The 22,106-nt window shown below is 50.2% G+C and carries 19 protein-coding genes; 11 read left to right on the forward strand and 8 right to left on the reverse strand.

All coding sequences use genetic code 11. The features are described from left to right. Positions 1-17: 17 nt before the first annotated feature. Together HRI97_RS06590 and clpX are read left to right on the forward strand one after the other, a co-directional pair. The gene (locus tag HRI97_RS06590; protein WP_277056614.1) at positions 18-623 is read left to right on the forward strand and encodes an ATP-dependent Clp protease proteolytic subunit; all 606 of its coding nucleotides are present in this window, start codon (positions 18-20) and stop codon (positions 621-623) included. Further along, positions 620-1,873 carry an ATP-dependent Clp protease ATP-binding subunit ClpX gene (gene clpX / locus HRI97_RS06595; RefSeq protein WP_253724654.1) on the forward strand — a complete coding sequence of 418 codons (1,254 nt, stop codon included), beginning with the start codon at positions 620-622 and terminating at the stop codon, positions 1,871-1,873. The genes HRI97_RS06590 and clpX overlap by 4 nt, the downstream gene beginning before the upstream one ends. Before the next feature lie 133 nt (positions 1,874-2,006). Here clpX and HRI97_RS06600 read toward each other — a convergent pair whose 3' ends face one another. Continuing rightward, positions 2,007-3,122, reverse strand: coding sequence for a leucine-rich repeat domain-containing protein (locus HRI97_RS06600; protein WP_253724655.1), 1,116 nt, complete (start codon positions 3,120-3,122; stop codon positions 2,007-2,009). Between the two features lie 1,109 nt (positions 3,123-4,231). Here HRI97_RS06600 and HRI97_RS06605 point away from each other — a divergent pair. Further along, entirely contained in the window at positions 4,232-4,513 is a 282-nt protein-coding gene (locus HRI97_RS06605; RefSeq protein ID WP_253724656.1) for a hypothetical protein, read from the forward strand. A gap of 223 nt (positions 4,514-4,736) precedes the next feature. Beyond that, complete coding sequence (locus HRI97_RS06610) at positions 4,737-5,309, forward strand: Rpn family recombination-promoting nuclease/putative transposase (RefSeq protein ID WP_253724658.1); 573 nt, start codon at positions 4,737-4,739, stop codon at positions 5,307-5,309. Positions 5,310-5,522: 213 nt separating this feature from the next. Here HRI97_RS06610 and HRI97_RS06615 read toward each other — a convergent pair whose 3' ends face one another. Further along, entirely contained in the window at positions 5,523-6,638 is a 1,116-nt protein-coding gene (locus HRI97_RS06615; RefSeq protein ID WP_180486143.1) for a glycosyltransferase family 4 protein, read from the reverse strand. A 47-nt stretch (positions 6,639-6,685) separates the two neighbouring features. Between HRI97_RS06615 and HRI97_RS06620 the strand changes: the two genes are divergently transcribed. The 7 genes from HRI97_RS06620 to HRI97_RS06650 all read left to right on the forward strand — a co-directional run bounded on the left by HRI97_RS06620 (position 6,686) and on the right by HRI97_RS06650 (position 16,559). Further along, positions 6,686-7,816 (forward strand): DEAD/DEAH box helicase, encoded by a 1,131-nt coding sequence (locus tag HRI97_RS06620; RefSeq protein WP_253724660.1) that lies wholly within the window; start codon positions 6,686-6,688, stop codon positions 7,814-7,816. A gap of 116 nt (positions 7,817-7,932) precedes the next feature. Continuing rightward, on the forward strand, positions 7,933-10,944 hold the full coding sequence (locus HRI97_RS06625) for a chromosome segregation SMC family protein (protein WP_253724662.1): 3,012 nt from the start codon (positions 7,933-7,935) through the stop codon (positions 10,942-10,944). Further along, entirely contained in the window at positions 10,928-11,296 is a 369-nt protein-coding gene (locus tag HRI97_RS06630; RefSeq protein ID WP_253724663.1) for a hypothetical protein, read from the forward strand. The genes HRI97_RS06625 and HRI97_RS06630 overlap by 17 nt, the downstream gene beginning before the upstream one ends. Further along, the gene (locus HRI97_RS06635) at positions 11,293-13,104 is read left to right on the forward strand and encodes a DUF8523 domain-containing protein (protein WP_253724665.1); all 1,812 of its coding nucleotides are present in this window, start codon (positions 11,293-11,295) and stop codon (positions 13,102-13,104) included. Before HRI97_RS06630 ends, HRI97_RS06635 begins: the two co-directional genes overlap by 4 nt. Positions 13,105-13,191: 87 nt before the next feature. Continuing rightward, on the forward strand, positions 13,192-13,899 hold the full coding sequence (locus tag HRI97_RS06640; RefSeq protein WP_253724666.1) for an SIMPL domain-containing protein: 708 nt from the start codon (positions 13,192-13,194) through the stop codon (positions 13,897-13,899). 203 nt (positions 13,900-14,102) lie between these two features. Further along, positions 14,103-15,401: a serine--tRNA ligase gene (gene serS / locus HRI97_RS06645; protein ID WP_253724668.1), complete on the forward strand. Its 1,299-nt coding sequence runs from the start codon at positions 14,103-14,105 to the stop codon at positions 15,399-15,401. A gap of 3 nt (positions 15,402-15,404) precedes the next feature. Beyond that, on the forward strand, positions 15,405-16,559 hold the full coding sequence (locus HRI97_RS06650) for an AI-2E family transporter (RefSeq protein WP_253724670.1): 1,155 nt from the start codon (positions 15,405-15,407) through the stop codon (positions 16,557-16,559). 18 nt (positions 16,560-16,577) lie between these two features. Here the strand turns inward: HRI97_RS06650 and HRI97_RS06655 are convergent, their stop codons facing one another. The 6 genes from HRI97_RS06655 to HRI97_RS06680 form a co-directional block, all read right to left on the reverse strand. Continuing rightward, positions 16,578-17,291 (reverse strand): queuosine precursor transporter, encoded by a 714-nt coding sequence (locus HRI97_RS06655; RefSeq protein ID WP_253724672.1) that lies wholly within the window; start codon positions 17,289-17,291, stop codon positions 16,578-16,580. 31 nt (positions 17,292-17,322) lie between these two features. After that, positions 17,323-18,138 (reverse strand): metal ABC transporter permease, encoded by an 816-nt coding sequence (locus HRI97_RS06660; RefSeq protein WP_253724673.1) that lies wholly within the window; start codon positions 18,136-18,138, stop codon positions 17,323-17,325. Beyond that, positions 18,131-19,201, reverse strand: coding sequence for an ATP-binding cassette domain-containing protein (locus tag HRI97_RS06665; RefSeq protein ID WP_253724674.1), 1,071 nt, complete (start codon positions 19,199-19,201; stop codon positions 18,131-18,133). The genes HRI97_RS06660 and HRI97_RS06665 overlap by 8 nt, the downstream gene beginning before the upstream one ends. A gap of 25 nt (positions 19,202-19,226) precedes the next feature. After that, entirely contained in the window at positions 19,227-20,135 is a 909-nt protein-coding gene (locus HRI97_RS06670) for a nucleotidyltransferase family protein (RefSeq protein WP_253724675.1), read from the reverse strand. 21 nt (positions 20,136-20,156) lie between these two features. After that, positions 20,157-20,855 carry a purine-nucleoside phosphorylase gene (gene deoD, locus HRI97_RS06675; protein ID WP_253724676.1) on the reverse strand — a complete coding sequence of 233 codons (699 nt, stop codon included), beginning with the start codon at positions 20,853-20,855 and terminating at the stop codon, positions 20,157-20,159. Positions 20,856-21,041: 186 nt separating this feature from the next. Further along, on the reverse strand, positions 21,042-21,953 hold the full coding sequence (locus tag HRI97_RS06680; RefSeq protein ID WP_253724678.1) for an Rpn family recombination-promoting nuclease/putative transposase: 912 nt from the start codon (positions 21,951-21,953) through the stop codon (positions 21,042-21,044). Between the last annotated feature and the right edge of the window lie 153 nt (positions 21,954-22,106).

The following is a 22,106-nucleotide window of genomic DNA, read 5'->3' on the forward strand; positions in this document are numbered from 1 at the left end:
TAATACAGGATGTGACTATGAATGAACGGATGAACACGCTCGTCCCCTCCGTCATCGAGCGGAGCGGAAACGTCGAGCGTTCCTACGATATTTTTTCACGGCTGCTCAAAGACAGAATCATCTTTATCGACGGGGAGATAAACGACGTTACGGCGGACTTGGTCGTCGCGCAGATTCTCTTTCTCGAATCGGAAAATCCCGATAAAGATATCAGTATGTACATAAACAGTCCCGGAGGATCGGTCACTGCGGGACTTGCGATCTACGATACGATGCAGTACGTCAAGTGCCACATCCAAACGATCTGCATGGGACAGGCTGCAAGCATGGGCGCAATCCTCCTCGCAGGCGGCACTGCGGGAAAAAGATTCGCCCTTCCCTCTTCGCGCGTTATGATTCACCAGCCCTGGGGCGGCGTGCAGGGACAGGAAAGCGACATTTCCATTCAGGCGAAAGAAATCGTGCGCTTGAAAAAATTGACGATCGATTATTTTGCGCACCACACGAAAAAAACGCCCGAACAGGTCGCATCCGATATGGAACGCGATTTTTATATGTCGGCCGAAGACGCGCTCGCGTACGGCATCGTCGATCACGTTATGCCGGGGAGAAAAAAGCAATGAAACGATTCGGAAGCGACGCGCAGTTTTGTTCGTTTTGCGGAAAGCCCGCAGACGCATCGCGTCATCTCGTAGGAGCGCCTTCGGGCAATATCCACATCTGCAATCAGTGCGTCGCCGTCTGCCAAAGTATGCTCGATCAGGAAGAAGGAGAAGTCGCGCCGATTACGATGAACGACGTCCCTACTCCGAAAGAATTCAAAGCATATCTCGATCAATATGTCGTGGGACAGGACGAAGCGAAAAAGACGCTTTCGGTCGCCGTGTACAACCACTATAAGCGCATGTCGGTTCCGAAAAGCATGCGCAAAGACGACGATGTGCTCATCGAAAAATCGAACATACTGCTCATGGGGCCGACCGGAAGCGGAAAGACGCTGCTTGCAAAAACGCTCGCGCAAAAACTCAAAGTACCCTTTGCCATCGCCGATGCGACGACGCTCACCGAAGCGGGTTATGTCGGAGAAGACGTCGAAAACGTGCTTTTAAAATTGATAAACGCCGCAAACGGCAACATCAAAGCCGCCGAACGCGGTATCATCTTTATCGACGAAATCGACAAAATTTCGCGCAAAAGCGAAAATACGTCGATCACGCGCGACGTGTCGGGCGAAGGCGTACAGCAGGCGCTTTTAAAAATCATCGAAGGTACGCATGCGAGCGTTCCGCCGCAGGGAGGACGCAAGCACCCGAATCAGGAGATGATCGATATCGACACGACGAACATCCTCTTTATCCTGGGCGGCGCTTTCGTCGGCCTTGAAAAGATCATCGAACAGCGCACCGCGGAGCGCGCGATGGGTTTCGGCAGCAACGTCGGTATGATGAACGAAGAAGAGCGCATGAACCTGCTCAATCGCTGCACGCCCGACGACCTCGTCAAATTCGGCATCATCCCCGAACTGATCGGACGGATGCCCATCACCGTCGCGCTCAAAGAGCTCACGCGGGACGATTTGGTGCGCATCCTTACCGAACCGAAAAACGCGATCACCAAGCAGTTTCAAGCGTCTTTCGCCCTCGACAACGTCAAGCTCGAATTTACCGATGAAGCGATCGGGGAAATCGCCGACGAAGCCGTCCGCCAAAAAACCGGCGCGCGGGGACTTCGCAGCATCGTCGAAAAAATGCTGCAGGATATCATGTACGAACTCCCGTCGATCAAAGACCGCGAGCAAAAAAAGCTCGTCATTTCGAAAGATATCGTGCAAAATAAAACCCATCTCGACGTAGGATCTCTTTTGACGGCGTAAGTGCGAAGCGAGGACGCTCTCCCGCATAAAAAAACCGCCCCCGAAGCCGAAGGTTTTTTCGACTTGAGGGCGGTTTGACCTTTCCGGTCAGTTATTTTAATCGGTGAGTACCGATTAGCCGTTGCCGATTAAACTAAATCTCAACGGGATCCCCGTTTGCATCGTATTTATACATCTTCCAGTTGCGGTTTTTTGCGTTTTGAAAAGCTGTGGCCACACCGGAACCGGTAAAGTTCGTCAAGTTGCCTTCGGGAACGCCGGCCTTTTCGGTATACAGATAACACCGTGCATCATCGGCCGGCAGGCGATCCGGTAAAGAGTTAAAAAACGCGGGAACCGCAAACTTCCCTGCAATCTTATTGCTGCTGCGGTTCAGCGTCTTTAAAGCAGTGCAGCCGCTCACGTTAAGAGAGGTAAGCCGATTGCCCTGACAGCTCAGACTTTCCAAAGCACTTAAGTTATGCACCTTAAGATCGGTAAGCCGATTATTGTAGCAGTCCAGCCGTTCCAACTTGTTTAAGCCTTGCGCATCAAGTTCGGTAAGCTTATTGCCTTGACAGCCCAGTTTTTTCAAATTGCTTAATCCCTGCACGTTAAGTTCGGCAAGCTGATTGCTATGACAGCTCAGACTTTCCAAAGCACTTAAGTTATGCACCTTAAGATCGGTAAGCTGATTACTGAAGCAGTCCAGTAATTTCAAGGCGTTTAAACCCTGCACGTTAAGTTCGGCAAGCCGATTGCCCTGACAACCCAAACTTTTCAAAGCACTTAACCCCTGCACGTTAAGTTCGGTAAGCCGATTGCTGCCGCAAAGCAGCACTTCCAAAGCATTTAAGCCCTGTACGTTAAGGGCAGTGAGCCGATTGTCGCTGCAGACCAGCTCTTCCAAAGCACTTAAACCCTGTACGTTAAGGGCGATGAGCCGATTGTCGCTGCAGACCAGCTTGATGATACGGCCTTTTAAGATAACGGTTGTACCCTTTGCGTGCAGTTCCGTTTCCGAATCGCTTGTAAGCGTTGTTTCGGTGCAGCCTTCCACCGTAACAGAAGAGCTGTCGGCGGTTTTTACCGTAACTTTGATGGTGAGCTTGTCGGCGCTTAAGATGAGCGATGCACCGCCTGAAACAAGGGATGCTTGCAGGGTTCCGCCGCCGCCCGCGTTATTCGGACAGCCTGTCATGCCAAAGAGCGCAATAAGCGCCACCAACGCGGCTGTTGCGAGCGCCGCTCCTCTTGTTTTGTGTTTCATATAAACACCTCCTCGTTTTAATTGGTAATTATCAATTACCGATTATCCATTGCATTGATCCGTTCGAATCCGTAGAACTTCAAAAAATAAAAAACGCACGGGAACGGTGCGTCCTTTGTGCGTTTATGGGGTGAGGAAAATTGTGTGTGAATGTAAATTTATTCGGGTATAGTTCGCCTTCAGCTGCGAGGCTGCGAGGCTGCGAGGCTGCGAGGCTGCGAGGCTGCGAGGCTGCGAGGCTGCGAATTTTGCCCGATACGCCGTCTTATGTCAAGTGCTTTTGCAAAACTTTTGTGCGGTTTTTTGTGAGAACGTGTACTGTTTTTATCGATGCGTTTCTCTGCCATCACAGTTACAGTATAACCTGTTTTTGTGCGAATTTCAACGCGAGGCGGCATGCGCCGCAGGGATTCCGCATGAAAAATGTATACACAGAAAAGAGACATAATATAAAAAAAAAGGCGGAACGCGAGGCAGCGGCAATGCCGCCGAGCCGCTCAGACCGATGGCAAGCGAACTTTTTGGTAAAAAAGTTCGCGCAGTCCGATTCCAATCACGGTCTGCCGCGGCGAACGGCAGGGCTGCTGCCGGGAGTGCAGCCGATTTTTTACGGTAATGGTTATTTTTTGAGGAATATAGATTCTCATGCGTAAGCCCTGGCATGTGCCGTATATCGAGCGAAGTTCCCCGCGCCACTTGCAACGAGCACGAAGTGCGAAGTTCCCCGCGCAACCTTGCAACGAGCGCGAAGTGCGAAGTTCCCCGCGCCACTTGCAACGAGCACGAAGTGCGAAGTTCCCCGCGCAACCTTGCAACGAGCACGGAGTGCGAAGTTCCCCGCGCAACCTTGCAACGAGCACGGAGTGCGAAGTTCCCCGCGCCACTTGCAACGAGCACGGAGTGCGAAGTTCCCCGCGCCACTTGCAACGAGCACGGAGTGCGAAGTTCCCCGCGCAACCTTGCAACGAGCACGGAGTGCGAAGTTCCCCGCGCAGGAAACGATGTTCCCGTTTATTTTCATAAAAAACCGCGTAATTTGTTAATTTACGGGCGATATATAGGTGAAGCGATTTTTTGTCCGTGCTATCTCAATAATCGAAGGTGCAGCTATGGAATATACCCATAAACCCGTCGAAGAACTCTCCTTTACCGATGACTTTATGTTCGGTACGATCATGAAAAATAAAGGAATTTGTAAAGGTGTATTGGAACGGCTTTTGCATATCAAAGTCGGCAAAATAGAATATCCCTCCCTGCAAAAAACGATAACGCCCTTTTACGAAAGCAAGGGTATACGTCTCGATGTCTACGTTTCCGATCCCGATCGCGTTTTCGATATCGAAATACAAACGTCGATCCCGCCTTCTCTTCCCAAACGTACGCGCTATTAGCCTGAATGCGAGTTCGAAAGTATTTCAAAATAAATGTATGCTTTCGCCGAGAACCCGTCCGCTTAGCCGCGGTCGAGCTTTTGAGGTAGGCTTCCGTAAGCATAACGCTCGAAACGGCACGCAGCCGGAACCTCGTCTTCGCATCCTTTTATTTATTTTCGAACTCGCCATTCATTGATGCATGAAATGGTTGGAAAATTTCGAGTTCTAGCAAACTCGAAATTTGAACTTTTACCAAAGCCTTATGGATGTCGACAATCTCTTGCGCGGACAGAGTTATGCGGAATTAAAAGAGAGCTATGTCATCTTTATCTGTACCCAGGATCCCTTCGGCAAAGGCTTACCCGTCTACGAGTTCCGCAACGTATGTACCGCTGACGGCAGTATTTTCCTTGATGACAAAAGCGTTAAGGTGTTTTATAATGTGGGTGCCTACGGTAAAGAGAGAGAAGCTGAATTGAGCGCTTTGTTGGAGTATCTTTGCGAGAGGCGGGCGACGAGCGGTTTTACACAGCACATCGATGAGCTTGTCGAAAAAGCGAAACGGAACGAAAAGTTCAGGAGCATATATATGTCGTTAAATATACGGGAAGATGACTTACGCATGGCAGGTGAAAAGATCGGTTTTGAACGGGGCGTTGCCGCGGGAATACGTAGAGGTCGACGCGACGGTATTGCCGCAGGAGCGTATCAAAAAGCACGGGAAACGGCAAAAATTTTATCGGGTATGCAGCTGAGTCTTGAAGCGATAGCGAAAGCGACCGGTCTCTCGGAAGCGGAAATCGAAAAACTGTAACGGTATTTGCTGTGAAGCTCGACATCCGGCCTTTTAATTTCCGCGGGGAAAATCAATTAATAATCGGTAACGGGCAATTTGTAATTAGTCGGCAATTACCGGGTATAGAATCCCTCTCAAGTCGTCTACAAAAGTAGGCGGTTCCTCGGTATTTTCAAACTCTTATCTTCGAAACTTTCTTATACTGTATATAAAAGTATACAGTATGCTCTCTCACCGTACGATTTTTTTCATAACTTCGATCGTTTCGGACACCGTCGTCTCCCAGCTGAAACGCTGTGCACGACGGAGACCCGATGCGACCATTGTTTCGCGGAAAGCGGAATCCGTAACGAGTTTTTCCATCGCAGAGGCGACTTCTTCGATATCGTTCGGATCGAAATAGAGCGCCGCCTCCCCGCCCATTTCGGGAAGCGCACCGGCTTTTGCACACGCGACGGGAATGCCCGTCGCCATCGCTTCGAGTATCGGAAGGCCTACTCCTTCGTTCACCGACGGGAAAATGCACGCATCGGCTCCCGCGTATAAAAGCGGAAAACTTTCGTGCGGAAAAAAGCCGGTGAGAAAGATATCCGATGCGGCGGGAGAAAGGGATGCCGCTCGGTGCACTTCTTCGGACGAGGGTCCTTCGGCGCCCGCGATAACGAGACGGTGCGGAGATTTCGTGCGCTCTTTAAAAAGCGCAAAGGCTTTTATAAGTTCGATGTGCTTTTTTTCAGGCCCGGAAAGACGCGATCCGTAGATAAAATAGGGCCGCTTTATCGCAAAGGGCTTTATGGTTACCGTTTCCGCATCGATTTGCAGCTGCGGGAAAAAAAGCCTGTGGTCGATGCCGTTGTGGATGATTTCGATTTTCGATTCGTCGATGCCGAGCCCTATCAAATCGTTTCGCAAAAACTCGCTCGCGGCGACGATCTTTTGCACCTTTGTAAGCCCCCGCTTTATCTGCATGCGCATCATGCGGTCGCTCTTTTCTTTGAGCATGACGGAAACGATGGAATTGACGACGGCGACGCCGGGCGTTTTAAACGAAAGCGGCAGCACGCGTTCGATGGCGGGATAGAGCACGACATCGTATTTTGCGTTTTGTGCGAATTTTTGCAGGCGAAAAAAATGCCATAAACGCTCGGCTGCAAGGCTGTCGGGAACGGAAAGCGCTTGAAACGGAATTTCACGCACCGAATTGTACGTATACCGATCGATTTCGGAACCGAACAGTTCGAATTCGACATCGCTTGAAAGCGGAAGATTAGCCGCAAAAGAATGGAGGTATGAGCCGATCCCGGAGCGTCCGTGATCACAGCCGAATGTATCTATGCCTGCCTTCATAGCCGATTATTATAGCAGCAATTCCGTTTTTGCGCTATAGTTTGCGCATGGACACGCAAAACGCATTTTCGCTCCTCTCTCCCGAAATACGCGCAAAACTGCAGGCGCTTTCGATCACACAACCGACGCCCGTACAGCAAAAAACGATCCCCCTCATTATCGAGGGGAAAAATCTTCTCTTTCAGTCGGAAACGGGTACCGGGAAAACCTTCGCTTATCTTTTGCCGCTTGCCGACAATATCGAAAAGGACGAAAAAAACGGCGTAAAAGTCCTCGTCGTCGCCCCGACGCTCGAACTTTCTTCCCAAATCAGAGACGCCGCCATGTCGATTTCAAGCGCAAAATGCGCACTGCTTACAGGAAGCGCACCGATACGGCGGCAAACCGAGCTTTTAAAAGGGAATCCCGCTATCGTCGTCGGAAATCCCGCCCGCCTTTTGGAACTTGTACGTTTAAAAAAATTAAAACTGAACGGATTGCGCGCTGCGGTGTTCGATGAAGTCGATCGTCTCGTCAAAAAAGAAATCAAAGACGACCTCGCTTCCCTCGTTTCTCTTTTTCCGAAAAACGTGCAAATCATCGGATGTTCGGCTACGGTGACGAAAGCCGTAAAAACCTTTTTTGCCGAATGCGAATCGCTCTCGATGCCGGAAGAAGACGTGCTCCGGAAGCGCATTTCGCACTGGGCGATCTACGCCGAAAGCCGCGATAAAATCGATACGCTGAAAAAGCTTTTTGCCGCCCTCGACATGCAAAAAGCGCTTGTCTTTACAAGCCGCGGCGATCAAGTCGAAAACATCACATCGAAACTCAAATATAAAAACATCGACTGCGAAGCCCTCTATGCAAAAGAGGACAAACGAAGGCGCAAACGCGCGATCGACCGATTTAAAAGCGGAAGCTGCCGCATTTTGATTACGAGCGACGTCGCTTCCCGCGGACTCGATTTTCAAAACGTTTCGCACGTCGTTCAAATGGATTTAAACGACGACGACGATTTTTTCGTTCATAGAGCGGGGCGCACGGGGCGCGCGGGCAAAACCGGCATCAATATCGTCATCGGAGACGAGTACGAAATGCGGCGCTACAGCGCACTCGAAAAGAGACTTAAAATCGTCGTCTACCCGAAAATGCTCTACCGAGGAGAAATCGTCGCGCCGGACGCCGTTTCCGAATGACGTCGTTTCACAGTCGTTTCGCAACAGTCCGTTTCTACACAGCCGTTCCGAACAGTTGATTGAGGCTGTCATATCGTGTATAATAGAAAAACAGCTTTCACTTTGCGAGGGGACAGGTGTTTCTTAAAAGTCTCGACATATTCGGCTTCAAATCGTTCGCCGACAGAACACATATCGATTTTTCGGACGGCATCACGGCTCTGCTCGGACCGAACGGCTGCGGCAAAAGCAACGTCGTCGATTCGATAAAATGGGTTTTAGCCGAAAACCGCTCGAAAAATCTGCGCGCCGACAAGATGGAAGACATCATCTTCAACGGTACCGAACGCCGCCCTCCCCTCAACGTCGCAGAAGTGACGCTCACGATCATGAACGAAAACGGGCTCATCCCCTTCGAAGCGCCCGAAATCGCGATCAAACGGCGGCTCTACCGTTCCGGCGAAAACGAATATTTTATCAATAACCGGCAGGCAGGCCCAAAGGAAATTCGCTCGCTTTTTATGGATACGGGTATCGGCAAAGCTGCCTATTCCGTCATGGAACAGGGAAAGATCGATCAAGTGCTTTCGTCGAAGCCCGAAGACCGGCGCTATCTCTTCGAAGAAGCGGCGGGCATAAGCCGGAGCAAAGCCGAGTGCGCGGAAGCGGAACGTGAACTCGAGCGCACGCGCAGCAATCTTCAGCAAATCGAAATCGCGCTTTCGGAAATCAAGCGGAGATACGACACGCTCAAAGTGCAGTCCGAAAAGACCGTCAAATACCGCGCGGTCAAAGACGAAATATTCAACGACGAACTCGATTTAACATTATTAAAATTAAAAAACTTCGTGCAGACGAAAGCGCAAAACGAAGAGCAGCTCAAACAAGTCGAAAAAAAACGAAGCGATATCCGAAACGAAATCGAAGCGATCAGCAATACGCTTTCGGAAAACATGGACAAAGTAAAAGCCATGCAGGAAGAAGTGTATGCCAAGCAGGCGGATTTAATCGGCATTCAAAAAGAAAAAAGCGGCAAACAGGATTTGATTCAGCAGTTCAACGTGCGCCTTTCCGAATCGAAAGAAAAACTCGAACAGCTCGAAGCGCACAAAAAAGCGATCGGGGCTCAGATCGATGCGCTGAACGATGAAATCGACGAAAAAAACGCTCAGCTTTACGAAAAGACAAAGCAGCTCGACGACATCAAAAAAAATATCGCATCATTCGACAAACATATTTCCGATGCGGGAAGCCGCATTGAGGAAAACGATACACTCGTCTCCGAATCGCAATCGCAAATCGAAGCGCTGAGAGAAGCGCGCACGCTTTTGCAAAAAGATTTGACGGCGATCACCGAAGACATCGTCACGAAGCTCGACGCAAAATTAAAAGGCGCGGGCTTTTCCGAAAATGCGATGAAAAACGCGAAAGAACGGCTCGACAACGTCATCGCCCGCCTGAAAATTTTTACGGCGGGACGCAAAAACATCTTTGCCGATTTTGCAGCCTCTCCATCGCGTTCCGCCGACGAATGCGTCAAAACGGTGAAGGAAGCATCCGACGCGTTTTCCGAAACGGGAAAGCTTGTCGCCGAACTTGAAAAAGCGCTCGACGATTATATGAAAGCCTCCCCCGCCTTTATCACCGAATTCCTTGCGCCCGAAGGGATCATGACGAAAAAGCGCGCCATCGATCAAAAGATTTCCGACAACCGTTCCCGCGTTGCCGGGATCAACGAACGCATAGCCGAACTGCATGCGGAAAACGAAAACCTTTCGAAAAAAATCGACGAATATAAAGAAACGCTCGGAAAGCTCAAAGTAAACGAAGCGCAGATGCACGAACAGATTACGGCGGCCGAAGAGCAGGTATCGATGCTCCGCCGCACTTTGATAAGCCAGCAAAAAACGCTTTCCGATACCGACGGAGAGATCGCTTCGGAAAACAAGCGCGCCGAAAATTTGAATGCGGAAATATCCGGCGCCGAAGAAGAGCTTTCGGAAATAGAAAAGCGCGGTCTCTCTCTCGCGGACGAACTGAAAAAACTCGACGATGCGATAGCCGCGTGCAATACGAGCGTGTCGGGAAAACAAAACGCGCTCCGTCAAAAGCAGGAGGAACAAAATAAGCTGCAGGCGCAGTACGAGCGCGTTTCGCTTTTGCTCGTTTCCTCCGATACGGAAATCAAAAACGTCAAACAGAATTTTCAGGATACGCATTCGCGCGATCTTATGGAATTCGAAGAGCGCATGTATAAAATTACAAAACCCGCTTCGGAAATTCGGGAAAAACTTTCCGACGCGAAAGAACGGCTGAAAGCGCTCGGACAGGTGAACTTGATGGCGGTCGAAGAATTCGCCGAAGAAAAAGAACGCTACGAGCGGCAGCAGACGAACTGCGACGACACGAAAAAGAGCCTCGAAAATCTGCAGCGCGTTTCGGGAGAAATCAAATCGAAATCGTCCGAAATGTTTCTCGACACGTACAATAAAATCAAAAAGAATTTTCACAATATGTTCCGCCGCCTTTTCAACGGCGGAAGAGCCGAACTCCGTCTCATCGATCCGGAAAACGTGCTCACGAGCGGCATCGATATCTACGCGCAGCCGCCGGGAAAAAAGCTCGAAAATATCGCCCTTCTTTCGGGCGGAGAAAAAACGATGACGGCCGTCGCGCTTTTGTTTGCGACTTACCAAGTGCGCCCTTCTCCGTTTTGTCTCCTCGACGAAATCGATGCGGCGCTCGACGACAAAAACGTTTCAAGTTTTGTGACGACGCTGCGCTCTTTTGCAAACGTAAGTCAATACATCGTCATCACGCATAACAAAAAAACGGTTATGGGAGCTACGACGATGCTCGGCATCACGATGGAAGAATCCGGCGTGTCGAAAATACTTTCGCTCCGCCTCGACAAAGACATAAAGCTCGGCGCGGTCATTTCCGAAAGCAATGACGACTTTATCGAAGAGGACGTGCCGCCCGAAGAGGCGACCGTTCCGCCGAGGCCCGCAAAACGCATTCACAACCCCGACGGAACGATAACCGATCCCGACCGCGAGCGCGCAGTGAAAGAAGAAAAACGCCTCGAAAAAGAAGCGGCGCAAAAAGCGAAAGCCGCGGAGAAAAAAAGCGATGATCGGGAAAAGTGATTTTTTCGACGGTATCGGCTCTCTCTTTTCCGGAAGGAAAAAATACGTCGCCTTCATTTCGGGTACGCTCATTTTGATGACGTGCATCGCGCTTACTCTTTTTATCGCACAAAAATCGAAAAAGACGCGCAAAGCGCCCGTCGCCGAACGCACCTTTTCGCCGACACAGGAGCTCCTTGCGCCCGACGGTCCGCAGGAGCAAAAGGATTACATCGCTTCGCGCGAAGCGAAAGATGCGTGGAACGATGCCGATACGGAGCGGTGGTTTACGCCGCCTGAGGGCAAAGAGATGGAAGATCTGCGCCGCGCAAACGATAAAATCGTTTCGGATATATTGGGGGCTGCTCCGTGAAAAAATCAATAAAACGAACTTTTGTATGGAAGCCGATACAAGTCTCTCTCTCGGCGATCGCCTGTCTGTCGATTTTTTTCGTATCGGTATCCTGCGCGTCTCTTCCGAAAAGCGGACGAGCGGGAAACAACCCTATGCAAACCGAAAGCGAAAAAGCTTCCCGCCAATCGGAAAATCCTGACGGCGCTTCGGAATCGGCGGAAAAAGAAAACGTTTCAACGACGCACGAAAACAACGACGCTTTGAAATCGGCGGAAAAAGAAAACGCAGCGGAAAACGCAAACACTGCATCGCCGCATGAAAACAACGGTGCTTTGCCGCCGGATGAAAAGTCGGGCAATAACGAAGATACGGCTTCGAATACGAAAAATCTTTCCGAGCGCGTTCGGGGCGATCTCCCCGAAAAAAGCGAAGAAGCAATGCGCGGAAGCTCCTCCATAGACGAACCTGTCGTACGGGAAGGATTTTCGGAAAACGCAGGCGCGGGTTCTACCGCGCGAAACAAAGCGTCTCCAAGTCGGGCTCAAAAAGATGCCGCACCGAAAGGCAAAAAAGATCCGACGACGAAAGCTGTAAACGATGCTGCGCAGGCAGGCACAAGCTCGGCGCAAACAAATGTAAACGCGGCAGGCGGAAATACGAAACGAGCCGGTATGAACGCGGCACAAAAAGGTGCAAAGACAACGAACGCTTCAGACGAAACTTCACGCTCGGCGGAAAATGCCCGCGGCGCGGAGGCAGCGCAAAAAACGAAGGGCGGTACAAATGAAAAAACGATAAATCCCGCAAAAAGCGCAGCCGATGCGCGGAGCGCAAAAGACAAAGATGTCGGAGGGGCCGATAAATCGGCAAAGAATTCGGAAGCTTTGCGAAAAGCGGCGGAAGACAGCGGATCGGACGAAATCGGCACGAAAATACTTCCGTCGCGATCGGTGCATATCGCAAAAAATCAATACCTCGACGTCGTCTATCCCGGAGGAGGATGGATATATCTCGGAGAGACGGACGGTACGAAACTGTTTTCGTTTTTCGGCAAAAGGTTCGGAGAAGCCGACACGATTTTTACGCTCCGCGCAAAAAATGCGGGAAGATCGATGCTGCATTTTTACAAAAACGATATACTTACCGGAGCCGCCATCGACGACTGGCTCGAAGTGATCGTCGAAAACAAAACCGGAAGCGCGGCCGAACGCATCACAGCTCCTTCGTATGCAGACATAGTTCCGCCCCGCCCCGTTCCTTCGGCAGGCGACGAGGGAGGAGAAAACGAGGGAATCGATTTTTCCGAAGCCGGAGAAAACGATACGGATCGATTTTCCGAAACTGCAAAAAACGGAGCGGAAGGTTTTTCGGAAGCGGAAACAGGCAGCGCTTCGGTTTCCGGACGAACGGCGGATTCCGAAAGCGGAGCCGGCGGCATAAGCGCTTCGGCGGATGAAAACGATTCCGCATCTTCTCAAAGCGCACACAAGCAAACGGGATCGGCTTCGGCAGCCGCTCTCAGCGCGGGCGATTATGCGCTCGGCGAATCGGATTTGCTTGAAAAAGCGAAAAGCGCATACGATGAAAAAAACTACGCGAGAGCTCTCGCTCTCCTCGATCTGTTTTTTGCGCGTGCGACAAGCCGTATCGACGAAGGGCTCTATCTCAAGGGGCAAACGCTCGAAGCAAAATCCGCGCTGCAAAACATTAAAGGCGCGATCGAGGCATACGATGAGCTTTTGCAAAAGTGGCCGGAGAGCAAACAGTGGCAGCCCGCACGCAAGCGCAGCATTTATTTAAAACGCATGTACATCGATATCCGGTAAGCGGAAACAACGAACGGCTTTTGATTTTAATAAAAATCGAAAGCGGCGATTGTTGATACATCGAACGGAGGAACTGGAGAAATATATATGAAATGCTTTATTAAAATTTCCATAGCGGCTGTCGTGCTGTTTTCATCGTTGTCGTGTTCGCTCGTAAAAAAAACGGAATCCTCCTCTCGGACGATCACCGTAACAGGCCGCGGCGTCGTGGAAGCAGAACCCGATAAAGCCTCCGTCGTCGTTTCGGTCGTAACGCAGGAGTGGGTCGCGAAAACCGCTGCGGATAGGAATGCCGAAATCATGACGCGCGTACGCAATGCGCTTGTCGCTTCGGGAGTGAACGCAAACGATATTACGACGACGAACTACAGCATATATCGGCAGGAATCGTGGGAAGGCGGGAGGCAGTCGATCGGGCGCTATCGTGTGCGGAACGAAATGAAGATCGTCGTGCACAATACCGCCCTTCTAAGCGACGTCATCGATACGGCGATTTCGGCAGGAGCAAGCGAACTGACGTCCCTCACGTTTACCGTCGCGGACGACACGGCTCTCGTTCGTGAAGCGCGCACGCTCGCCGTGAGACAAGCGCAGGAGACGGCATCCCTTTTGGCAGGAGCTGCCGGCTGTAAGATCGGAGAAGCGATTACGATTATCGAAAAAAGCGATGCGGGCGACGTCAGTACGGGGTACTACGACGCGCCGGCGGCAATGAGCAGCGGGGCAACAACAACGATATCGTCCGGAAAAATCGAAGTGAGTTCGACCGTCACGATCACCTATACTTTACAATAACGGAGGACGAGTTTCGAAAATAAATAAAATTGTGCTTGCGGCGAGGTTCCGGCTGCGTGCCGTTTCGAGCGTTAAGCTTGCGGAAGCCTGTCTTAAAAAGCTCGACCGCGGCTAAGCGGACGGGTTCTCGCCGAAAGTATCGCTTTATTTGGAAATACTTTCGAAACTCAACATTCGATCTATTAATTAACAAGGAATAACATATGCTCGATTATAAATTTATCAAAGACAATCTCGAAGCGGTAAAACAAAATATCGAAAACCGCAATATGACGGCCGACGCCGATGAAGTCGTGCGCCTTTACGACGAGCGGACATCTCTTGTCACGCGTCTGCAGCAGCTCCGGGAAAAGCGCAATGAAAACGCCGCGTTGATGAAAGGAAAGCTCGAAGAGGCAAAGCGCCGGGAGCTCATCGAAAAAGGGAAAGAGCTCAAAGATGCCATCGCGGATGCGGAAAAAACATTGACGGAAACAGAAGCGAAGCTCGAAGAAGCTGCGCGGAAAATCCCGAATATGGCGCACCCTCAAGCTCCGATCGGCAAAGTCGATACGGAAAACCTCGAAGTAAAAAAAGTCGGCACGCCGCGCGTTTTTTCGTTCCCGCCGAAAGATCACGTGGCGCTCGGAGAAGCGCTCGATATCATAGACTTCGACCGAGGGACGAAAGTTTCCGGCCCCAAATTCTATTATCTCAAAAACGAAGCGGTTTTTCTCGAACAGGCGCTCATCATGTACGCGCTCGGCATTTTGCGAAAGCACGGGTTTACGCCCTTTGTAACGCCCGATATCGCAAAGCAGGAAGTGCTTCAGGGCATCGGCTTCAACCCTCGCGGAAACGAATCGAACGTTTACTGCATCGAAGACGAAGGTACCTGTCTCGTCGCGACGGCGGAAATCACGCTCGGCGGATATCATTCGGGCGAAATACTCGACAAATCGAAGCTGCCGCTTTTTTACTGCGGGCTTTCGCACTGTTTCAGACGCGAAGCGGGAGCGGCGGGACATTTCAGCAAAGGCTTGTACCGCGTTCACCAATTCGATAAAGTCGAAATGTTCGTGTACTGCCTGCCCGAAGAATCTGATGCGATACATGAAAAGCTCCGCCTGATCGAAGAAGAAATATTTACGGGACTCGGCATTCCCTTTCGCGTCGTCGACACGTGCACCGGAGATTTGGGAGCGCCCGCATACCGCAAATGGGATTTGGAAGCGTGGATGCCCGGCAGATCGGATGAAGCGCATCCCGCAGGCGACTACGGAGAAGTGACATCGACGTCGAATTGCACCGACTACCAGGCAAGGCGGCTCAACATCAAATACAAAGACGACGACGGCAAAAACAAATACGTCCACATGCTGAACGGAACGGCGATCGCGGCCGGCCGCGCAATGCTCGCGATCATCGAAAATTATCAAAATGAAGACGGCTCCGTTACCGTTCCCGAAGTGCTGCGAGCGATATGCGGCTTCGATACGATAAGCGCAAAGCACGGAGCCTAAGCGATGACCGGCAGAGAACAGATTTCACGGCAGATCGCGTATTTATTGATCTTTATCGCGACGATTTTGCTTTTTGTCGTTTTGAAAGTAACGGCGAGCGTCATCATCCCCGTCATCCTCGCGATCATGTTTTCATTCGTACTCTTGCCGATCGTCCGCGGCATGAATAAAATTCACTTGCCGTGGATATTCAACATCGTCGTCGTAACGATTTTATTCGTCGTCGGCATAGCGGTTCTCGGCACTCTCGTATTCGCAAGTCTGCGCACGATTCTTTCCGAATATTCGAAATACGAATCGAAGTTTCTTTCGATCTACAAATTTTTTGCAAACAGATTCAATTTGGGTTTCGACGCGGATAAAAGTTTTTTTTACAATTTACAAAGCGCGCTCGGCGAGCAGTTCAATATCGGCATTATGATGCGCCGCATGCTCTTTTCGCTTTCGGCGAATATGGTGTCCGTCGCCCGCAACATCCTCGTCATCGTATTGATGTTTATCTTTTTGCTCGTCGAAATGCACATAACGGGCGAAAAACTCAGAGAAGCTTTTGAAGGGAGGATGAAAAACCGGCTTTTCCAAATCGTCAAACGGATTATGACTCAAGTCGTCCGTTTCATTTCGATAAAATTCTTCATCTCGCTTGCAACGGGACTGCTTATCTATGCGACGGCAAAAATCGTCGGCCTCGACTTTGCGGTCGTGTGGGGATTTTTTGCATTCGTGCTGAACTTTATTCCGACATTCGGTTCGATCGTTTCGGTTGCGGCGACGTCCGTATTTGCGCTCCTTCAATTTTTTCCGCATCCGGCGCCGATTATCTTTATCGTTGCCGGGACGACGACGGTCAATACGGTGCTCGGCAATTTTATCGAGCCGCGCATCGAAGGGCACAACCTCGGTATTTCGCCCTTCGTCATCCTCGTCATGCTCTCTCTGTGGGGCTGGATGTGGGGCTTTGTCGGCATGATCCTCGCAGTTCCGCTCACCGTCATCATAAAAATCATCTGCGAAAATATACCGCTTTTACATCCCGTTGCGATTTTGCTCGGCAATAAACCGCAGGACACGCGGCTCGAATTTACGACATACGAAGAGGAAGACGGTTTAATAAAGGACACCGTCCCGGAAAAAGAAAGCGATACGGCGCATCCGTAAGCTCCCTTTTGCAAATCGTCAACGCGCCGTGCCGCACAACTCGCGCCGTGCATGTATTTTCCGCGCGATATACAAAAAGGGCGTATCGGCAAGACTTGTAACGATATAGATCATATAGCACGATGCCGTTATCGCAGAAAGCGTTTTCATATCGTAGACGCCGAAAAACGCACCGAAATTGAAGATGACGATATTTACCGCTTGAGATGTGAGTGTCGCCGCATTGTTGCGGAGCCACAGGTATTTTGTTTCGCTGCCGCTTTTCTTTTTTGTTACATTCCACAGCGCATGATAGAGACGTACGTCGAGCAGTTCGCTTACGGCATACGCGGCGAGGCTTGCCGTAAGGATGCGCGGCGTGCTCGAAAAAAGCGCTTTAACGGCAGACATAGCACGGTCGCCGGAAGCGGGCGCATAGTGCGGCCACAGCGCCGAAAACAGCATAAAAACGCAGGTTGTCGCGATGCCGATTTTAACTCCTTTGTCGGCTTCTTTTTTGCCGTAAAGTTCGCTTAAAAAATCGGTTGCAAGAAAGCTCGATGCAAAAAGCGTATTGCCGAGCGTCTGTTCCATACCGAACGCTTTTATCAAAACGGCGACTTCGATATTTGCCAAAACCGTACACAGCACGATCCACGCGGTGCAGCCCGCCTTTCCGAAAAAAGAAAAAAATAAAAGAAGACCGCCGAAAGAAGCGGCAAGAGAAATGATAAGCAGCAGTTCATTTGTCATAGTCGATATTCCGTTTGTAAAACAGGAATTATTATATCACATTAAACGCGGCATACGCAATTCCCGCAATAAGCGCGATTACGGCTCCGGGCGGCAAATCGAACGCGACTGAAATCACATATCCTGAAACGGAAAAGACGAATCCCAGTGCGGCGCTTAAAAAAAACAGCGAGCGGATTCCCTGCCCCCTTTTTCTCCGCCGTAAAAAAGAAGAAGCCGAAAGCACCGGCAATATGAGAAGCGCATCGATTAAAAATGCGCCGAGCAGTTTCATCGCAGCCGCTACGGTGAGTGCGATAATCGATACCATGATCGTATAGTGAGTACGTACGCGTATACCGAGTGAATATGCGATGTCTCTGCTGAAAAAGAGCGCTGCAATATTTTTAAAATTAATAATAATATATGCGGCGAGAAAAATCGCGAGTGCGGCAAGAAGCGCGATATCCGCCGTACCGAGCGCAAAGGGACTCCCCCACAGCAAACTGAGAGTGTCTTTTGCGGGAACGTCCGCAATGCGCGTGATAAGGGAAGCAAGCGCCATACTGAAAACCATAGAAGCGGCGCTTACGCCTCCGAAAGAAAAGCTTTCGTTTTTCGAAAAATATGTCATCGCAAAAACAAGTGCGAGATTTACCGCAACGGTCAGCGGAACGAGCGGAAGCGAAAGCGCGACGGCAAGCGCACCTCCCAAGATAACGCCGTGCATGAGCATATAACGAAGCGGCACAAGCTGCAAGCGCAGCAGCATAACTCCGCACAGGGGAAAAGAAGCGCCCGAAATGAGGAGAGCCGCTCCTCCGCGAAGCACGGGCGGAAGCATAAAAAGCATACGGAGCCTATCCATCCGTGTCCCCTCTTATTCCCGACTCGGCACCGTGCGATTTCATGTGAAAAACATCCCATCCCCGCATACGCAAAAGAGAGTCGTCGTGCGTAACAAGGATGATCGTCGGAATTTCGGAAACCGAAAGCGAATGAAGAATTTCAACAACGCAAGACCGGCTTTCCGCATCCAAAGCTGCAGTCGGCTCATCGAGTAAAAGCAGTTTTGCATTTTGCGCAAGGCAGCGCGCAAATGACACCTTTTGCTTTTCCCCTCCGGAAAGGCTCAAAAAACTTCTGCCCGTAAGATGCTGCGCATCGACACGCGAAAGCGCTTTTCGAATACGCGCTTTTTTTTCTTTTACGAATGGCGGTAAACCGAGAGAAACGACTTCTTCGACCGAAAGACCGTACTCCGAATTTTCCGCAGTTTGCGGAATGTAGCCGATTGTCCGTTTGGAAAGTTTTGAAGGCGGGACAGTATCGATCAAAATCGTCCCCGATTCCGGAACGCTTATGCCCATGAGCAATTTTAAAAGCGTCGTCTTTCCGGCACCGTTTTCACCTGCGACGATAAAACGTCCGCCCGCGCTTACGGAAAAAGAAATATTTTTAATAAACCCGTACGGCGAACACAGGTTTTGAACGCGCACGTCGACGCCCTGCACGAGTTTTGCACGACGACGGAGGTGCATATACATTTCATCGCTGTCGTGCATCGTTTCGAGCTGATCTTCGGTCGCGCACAAAAGACGGCGCACGCAGGTATCGTACGAAAGTTCAATCGGATCGTGTCCGCCGCGAAAAGCATTGAGTTCGTCAATATACTCTTTTGCAAGAACGCTTGCGATATCCGCATGTATTTTTTTGATGCCCATGCGGCTCATCAAAACGCAGGCGGCCTTTCCCACAGCCGTATCGTGCGCACGCAAATCGTTGGTCGCCCCGTCGTAGGTTTTAAAAAAATCTTCAAGGGCAAAAAGCGGCATAAGCCATTTGCCGCCGTTCGAAAAGATGAGCGTATCTTCGTTGTAAACGCACAGCGTCGTATATTCGGGAAGCGGCAAACGGTAAGAAAAAGTCATACGGACGTTCAGCTCCGACCGACCTTTATTTTTCCCACAGTTTTTCGGGATAGTAGCCCGCTTCGATCTTTTTTGCGATTTCCGCTTTGACGATCGCTTTGTCTTCGGGGTAAGTCATGCCGAACCAATTTTCATCCGACGTAAAAAATCGAATGCTTCCTTTGCCGCTTTTGACGATTTCGCCTGCGGCGACGGGGAGAAGCGCTTCGGCTTTTTCGCTTTCGGCGTTGTGCGCGATAAAATCTTTCCAGAATTTATTAAACGAATCGAATGCCGCGGGAGAAAAGCCGAAAAGATTCATGCTTACCCATTCTTTTCCCGTCATCGATTTTTTTTCGCCGCCGATTTCGCTTACGATGCCCTCTCCTTCATAATAGATTTTCAGATTTTCGACGATGGAATCGAGACAGCCGTCTTTTACCGTGCAGACGCCGCGGGAAACGGAACCGCTTTTACTCATCGTGTTGCCGAGCACATAGCCGACCATCGCGTGGGCGGTGCTGTCGTTTGTCAGGCCTGAAAGATAGGTGCCGATCGTTTTAAAAGCGGACCGCCCGTAATAGTCGTCCGCATTGACGACGGCAAAGGGAGAGGCGATCGCATCTTCTGCGCAGAGCACGGCGTGCACCGTACCCCACGGTTTTTTACGGTTTACAGACAATCGCTTTTCTTCTTCGGTAAGCAGACTGTCGTGCGTTTGAAAAACGTATTTCGCATCGAAATTGCGCGCAACGCGGTCGAACAGCCGTTCGCGGAAATCGTGTTCGATATCTTTTCTGATAATATAGACGACGTTTCCGAAGCCCGCATCCCTTGCATCGTACGTCGCGTAGTCGAGCAGGCATTCGTTGTGCAGCCCTACCGCGTCGATCTGTTTGACGCCGCCGTATCTGCTTCCCATTCCCGCCGCAAGAACCAATAATGTCGGTTTCATCTTTACCTCCCGAATCGCCGCTTACAAAAGGCTTTCCAGCGCAAGCCTAATCATATTGTCAAAGGTCGTCTGTCTCTCTTCCGCCGTCGTCTCTCCGCCCGAAACGATGTGATCGCTCACGGTAAGGATCGCGAGCGCTTTACGTCCGAACTTCGCCGCAAGCGTATACAGTTCCGCCGCTTCCATCTCTATGCCGAGCACGCCGTAACGCGCCCACGTTTTCCAATTTTCGTTTTCATCGTAAAAAAGATCGCTCGATGCGCAGGGGCCGACGGCAACTTTTATGCCGAGCTTTTCGGCGCTTTCATAAGCCGACAGCAAAAGCGAAAAATCGGCGGAAGCGGAAAAATGCAGATTGCCGAAACGCTGCGTCATAAGAGAAGAATCGGACGAAGCGGCGTTTACGAGGATCGTATCGCGCAATTTCAAAGACGCTTGAATCGCGCCGCAGGTACCGACGCGGATCGCTTTTTGTACGCCGTAAAATTGAAAAAGTTCGTTTACGTAAATCGAAAGCGAAGGCTGCCCCATGCCCGTCCCCTGCACCGACACGCGCTTTCCTTTATATGTGCCGGTATAGCCGAACATATTGCGCACTTCGTTATAGCATTCGGGTTTTTCCAAAAAATGTTCGGCGATATACTTTGCCCGAAGCGGATCGCCGGGAAGTAAAACCGATTCCGCGATCGCGCCTTCAGGCGCATTGATGTGAGTACTCATACTTATCGATTATAAAGCGTACGGCCGAAAAAGTAAATCGGATTTTCCTGTAACTATTGTAAGGGCAGAAGCGCACAAAAATCGCACAAAAAAAACCGCCCCCGAAGCCGAAGTTTTCTCCGGCTTGAGAGCGGCCGGATTAGTGTAATTCCCGGCACGGAAGCCGTGGACAAACCGAATTCCCGATTAATTAATCGCTTCCACCTCTTCTTTGGAAAGTCCGGTAGCTTGCATTATCTTTTTTACGGAATCGCCAAGCTGTTTTAAAATCCGTGCCGTTTCAAGAGCTTTTTGACGGGAACCTTCCGCAAGACCGAGCGATTTACCTTGTTGTATTCCTTGCCGCAAACCTTGTTGTATACCTTGTTGTATACCTTGTTGTATACCTTGTTGTATACCTTGTTGTATACCCTGTTGTATACCCTGTTGTATACCCTGTTGTATGCCCTCTTCCCGTGCATCCATTTCAAACCCCGACATAAAGCGGTATTCCTGCCGCGCCTGTTCGTTCTGTTTTACTGCCTGTATCATCGTTTCTATCCTCCCGGTATACTCCGTATTCACCGTTCCGGTTTTAACGTATTCCAAAAAGCCTTTGAGTTCCTTATTCTCGGCTTTACTGAATGCTTCCGCATTTATTATAACCTTTTTTGTCCCGTCGCGTAAGGGCGTTTGTCGGTCTTCGATACAAATATTTTCAAACGTGTAAAGAGGCTTGCCTTTTCCTATCGCGTCAAACAAGCACACGAAAATGATATAGCTGTCGTTTAATGCTTTGTAATGCACACCCTTGTCTAAAAATGCAATGTCGATTGCCGCCTGATAATAGCGCATGCGTTTCGGAAGATTATACTCATTGCTTACCTGCATTTCGATGTCGTAAGATTTACCGGCTTCGTCTTTTACAAACACATCAAGACGTACCGATTTTGCTTCAATGCCGGCTGCAACACTGTTTTGCGGCGACAGGTAGATTATTTCTCCGATTTGCCCCGCCAAAATCATTTCAAGAAATTGCTTGCAAATACTTTCATCCTGCATAACCTTACAGAACATAAAGTCATCGGCAATGGTTAAGTCGTCAAAACTTTTTCTCATACATACCTCCCATAAAAACTTTTGCAGGAAGTTGCAACTTCCGAAAAAGTTTTTAGTCGTGCGCGTACGCGCACACGTTCAATAATCGAGTTTGCAAAGCAAACTCGAGATAAAAAGCGGCGGCGATATTTCAGACGGCGCTTTTATCGTACC

Source organism: Treponema socranskii subsp. buccale (assembly GCF_024181585.1).
GTDB classification, from domain to species: Bacteria; Spirochaetota; Spirochaetia; order Treponematales; family Treponemataceae; genus Treponema_D; species Treponema_D buccale.

Bases quoted from the DNA above. Each gene is read 5' to 3' on its own strand.
- HRI97_RS06605 (WP_253724656.1), top strand. From the start codon at position 4,232: ATGGAATATACCCATAAACCCGTCGAAGAACTCTCCTTTACCGATGAC.
- HRI97_RS06600 (WP_253724655.1), bottom strand. From the start codon at position 3,122: ATGAAACACAAAACAAGAGGAGCGGCGCTCGCAACAGCCGCGTTGGTG.
- HRI97_RS06620 (WP_253724660.1), top strand. From the start codon at position 6,686: ATGGACACGCAAAACGCATTTTCGCTCCTCTCTCCCGAAATACGCGCA.
- HRI97_RS06590 (WP_277056614.1), top strand. From the start codon at position 18: ATGAATGAACGGATGAACACGCTCGTCCCCTCCGTCATCGAGCGGAGC.
- HRI97_RS06680 (WP_253724678.1), bottom strand. From the start codon at position 21,953: ATGAGAAAAAGTTTTGACGACTTAACCATTGCCGATGACTTTATGTTC.
- HRI97_RS06665 (WP_253724674.1), bottom strand. From the start codon at position 19,201: ATGACTTTTTCTTACCGTTTGCCGCTTCCCGAATATACGACGCTGTGC.
- HRI97_RS06670 (WP_253724675.1), bottom strand. From the start codon at position 20,135: ATGAAACCGACATTATTGGTTCTTGCGGCGGGAATGGGAAGCAGATAC.
- HRI97_RS06640 (WP_253724666.1), top strand. From the start codon at position 13,192: ATGAAATGCTTTATTAAAATTTCCATAGCGGCTGTCGTGCTGTTTTCA.
- clpX (WP_253724654.1), top strand. From the start codon at position 620: ATGAAACGATTCGGAAGCGACGCGCAGTTTTGTTCGTTTTGCGGAAAG.
- HRI97_RS06650 (WP_253724670.1), top strand. From the start codon at position 15,405: ATGACCGGCAGAGAACAGATTTCACGGCAGATCGCGTATTTATTGATC.
- serS (WP_253724668.1), top strand. From the start codon at position 14,103: ATGCTCGATTATAAATTTATCAAAGACAATCTCGAAGCGGTAAAACAA.
- HRI97_RS06660 (WP_253724673.1), bottom strand. From the start codon at position 18,138: ATGGATAGGCTCCGTATGCTTTTTATGCTTCCGCCCGTGCTTCGCGGA.
- HRI97_RS06630 (WP_253724663.1), top strand. From the start codon at position 10,928: ATGATCGGGAAAAGTGATTTTTTCGACGGTATCGGCTCTCTCTTTTCC.
- HRI97_RS06615 (WP_180486143.1), bottom strand. From the start codon at position 6,638: ATGAAGGCAGGCATAGATACATTCGGCTGTGATCACGGACGCTCCGGG.
- deoD (WP_253724676.1), bottom strand. From the start codon at position 20,855: ATGAGTACTCACATCAATGCGCCTGAAGGCGCGATCGCGGAATCGGTT.
- HRI97_RS06655 (WP_253724672.1), bottom strand. From the start codon at position 17,291: ATGACAAATGAACTGCTGCTTATCATTTCTCTTGCCGCTTCTTTCGGC.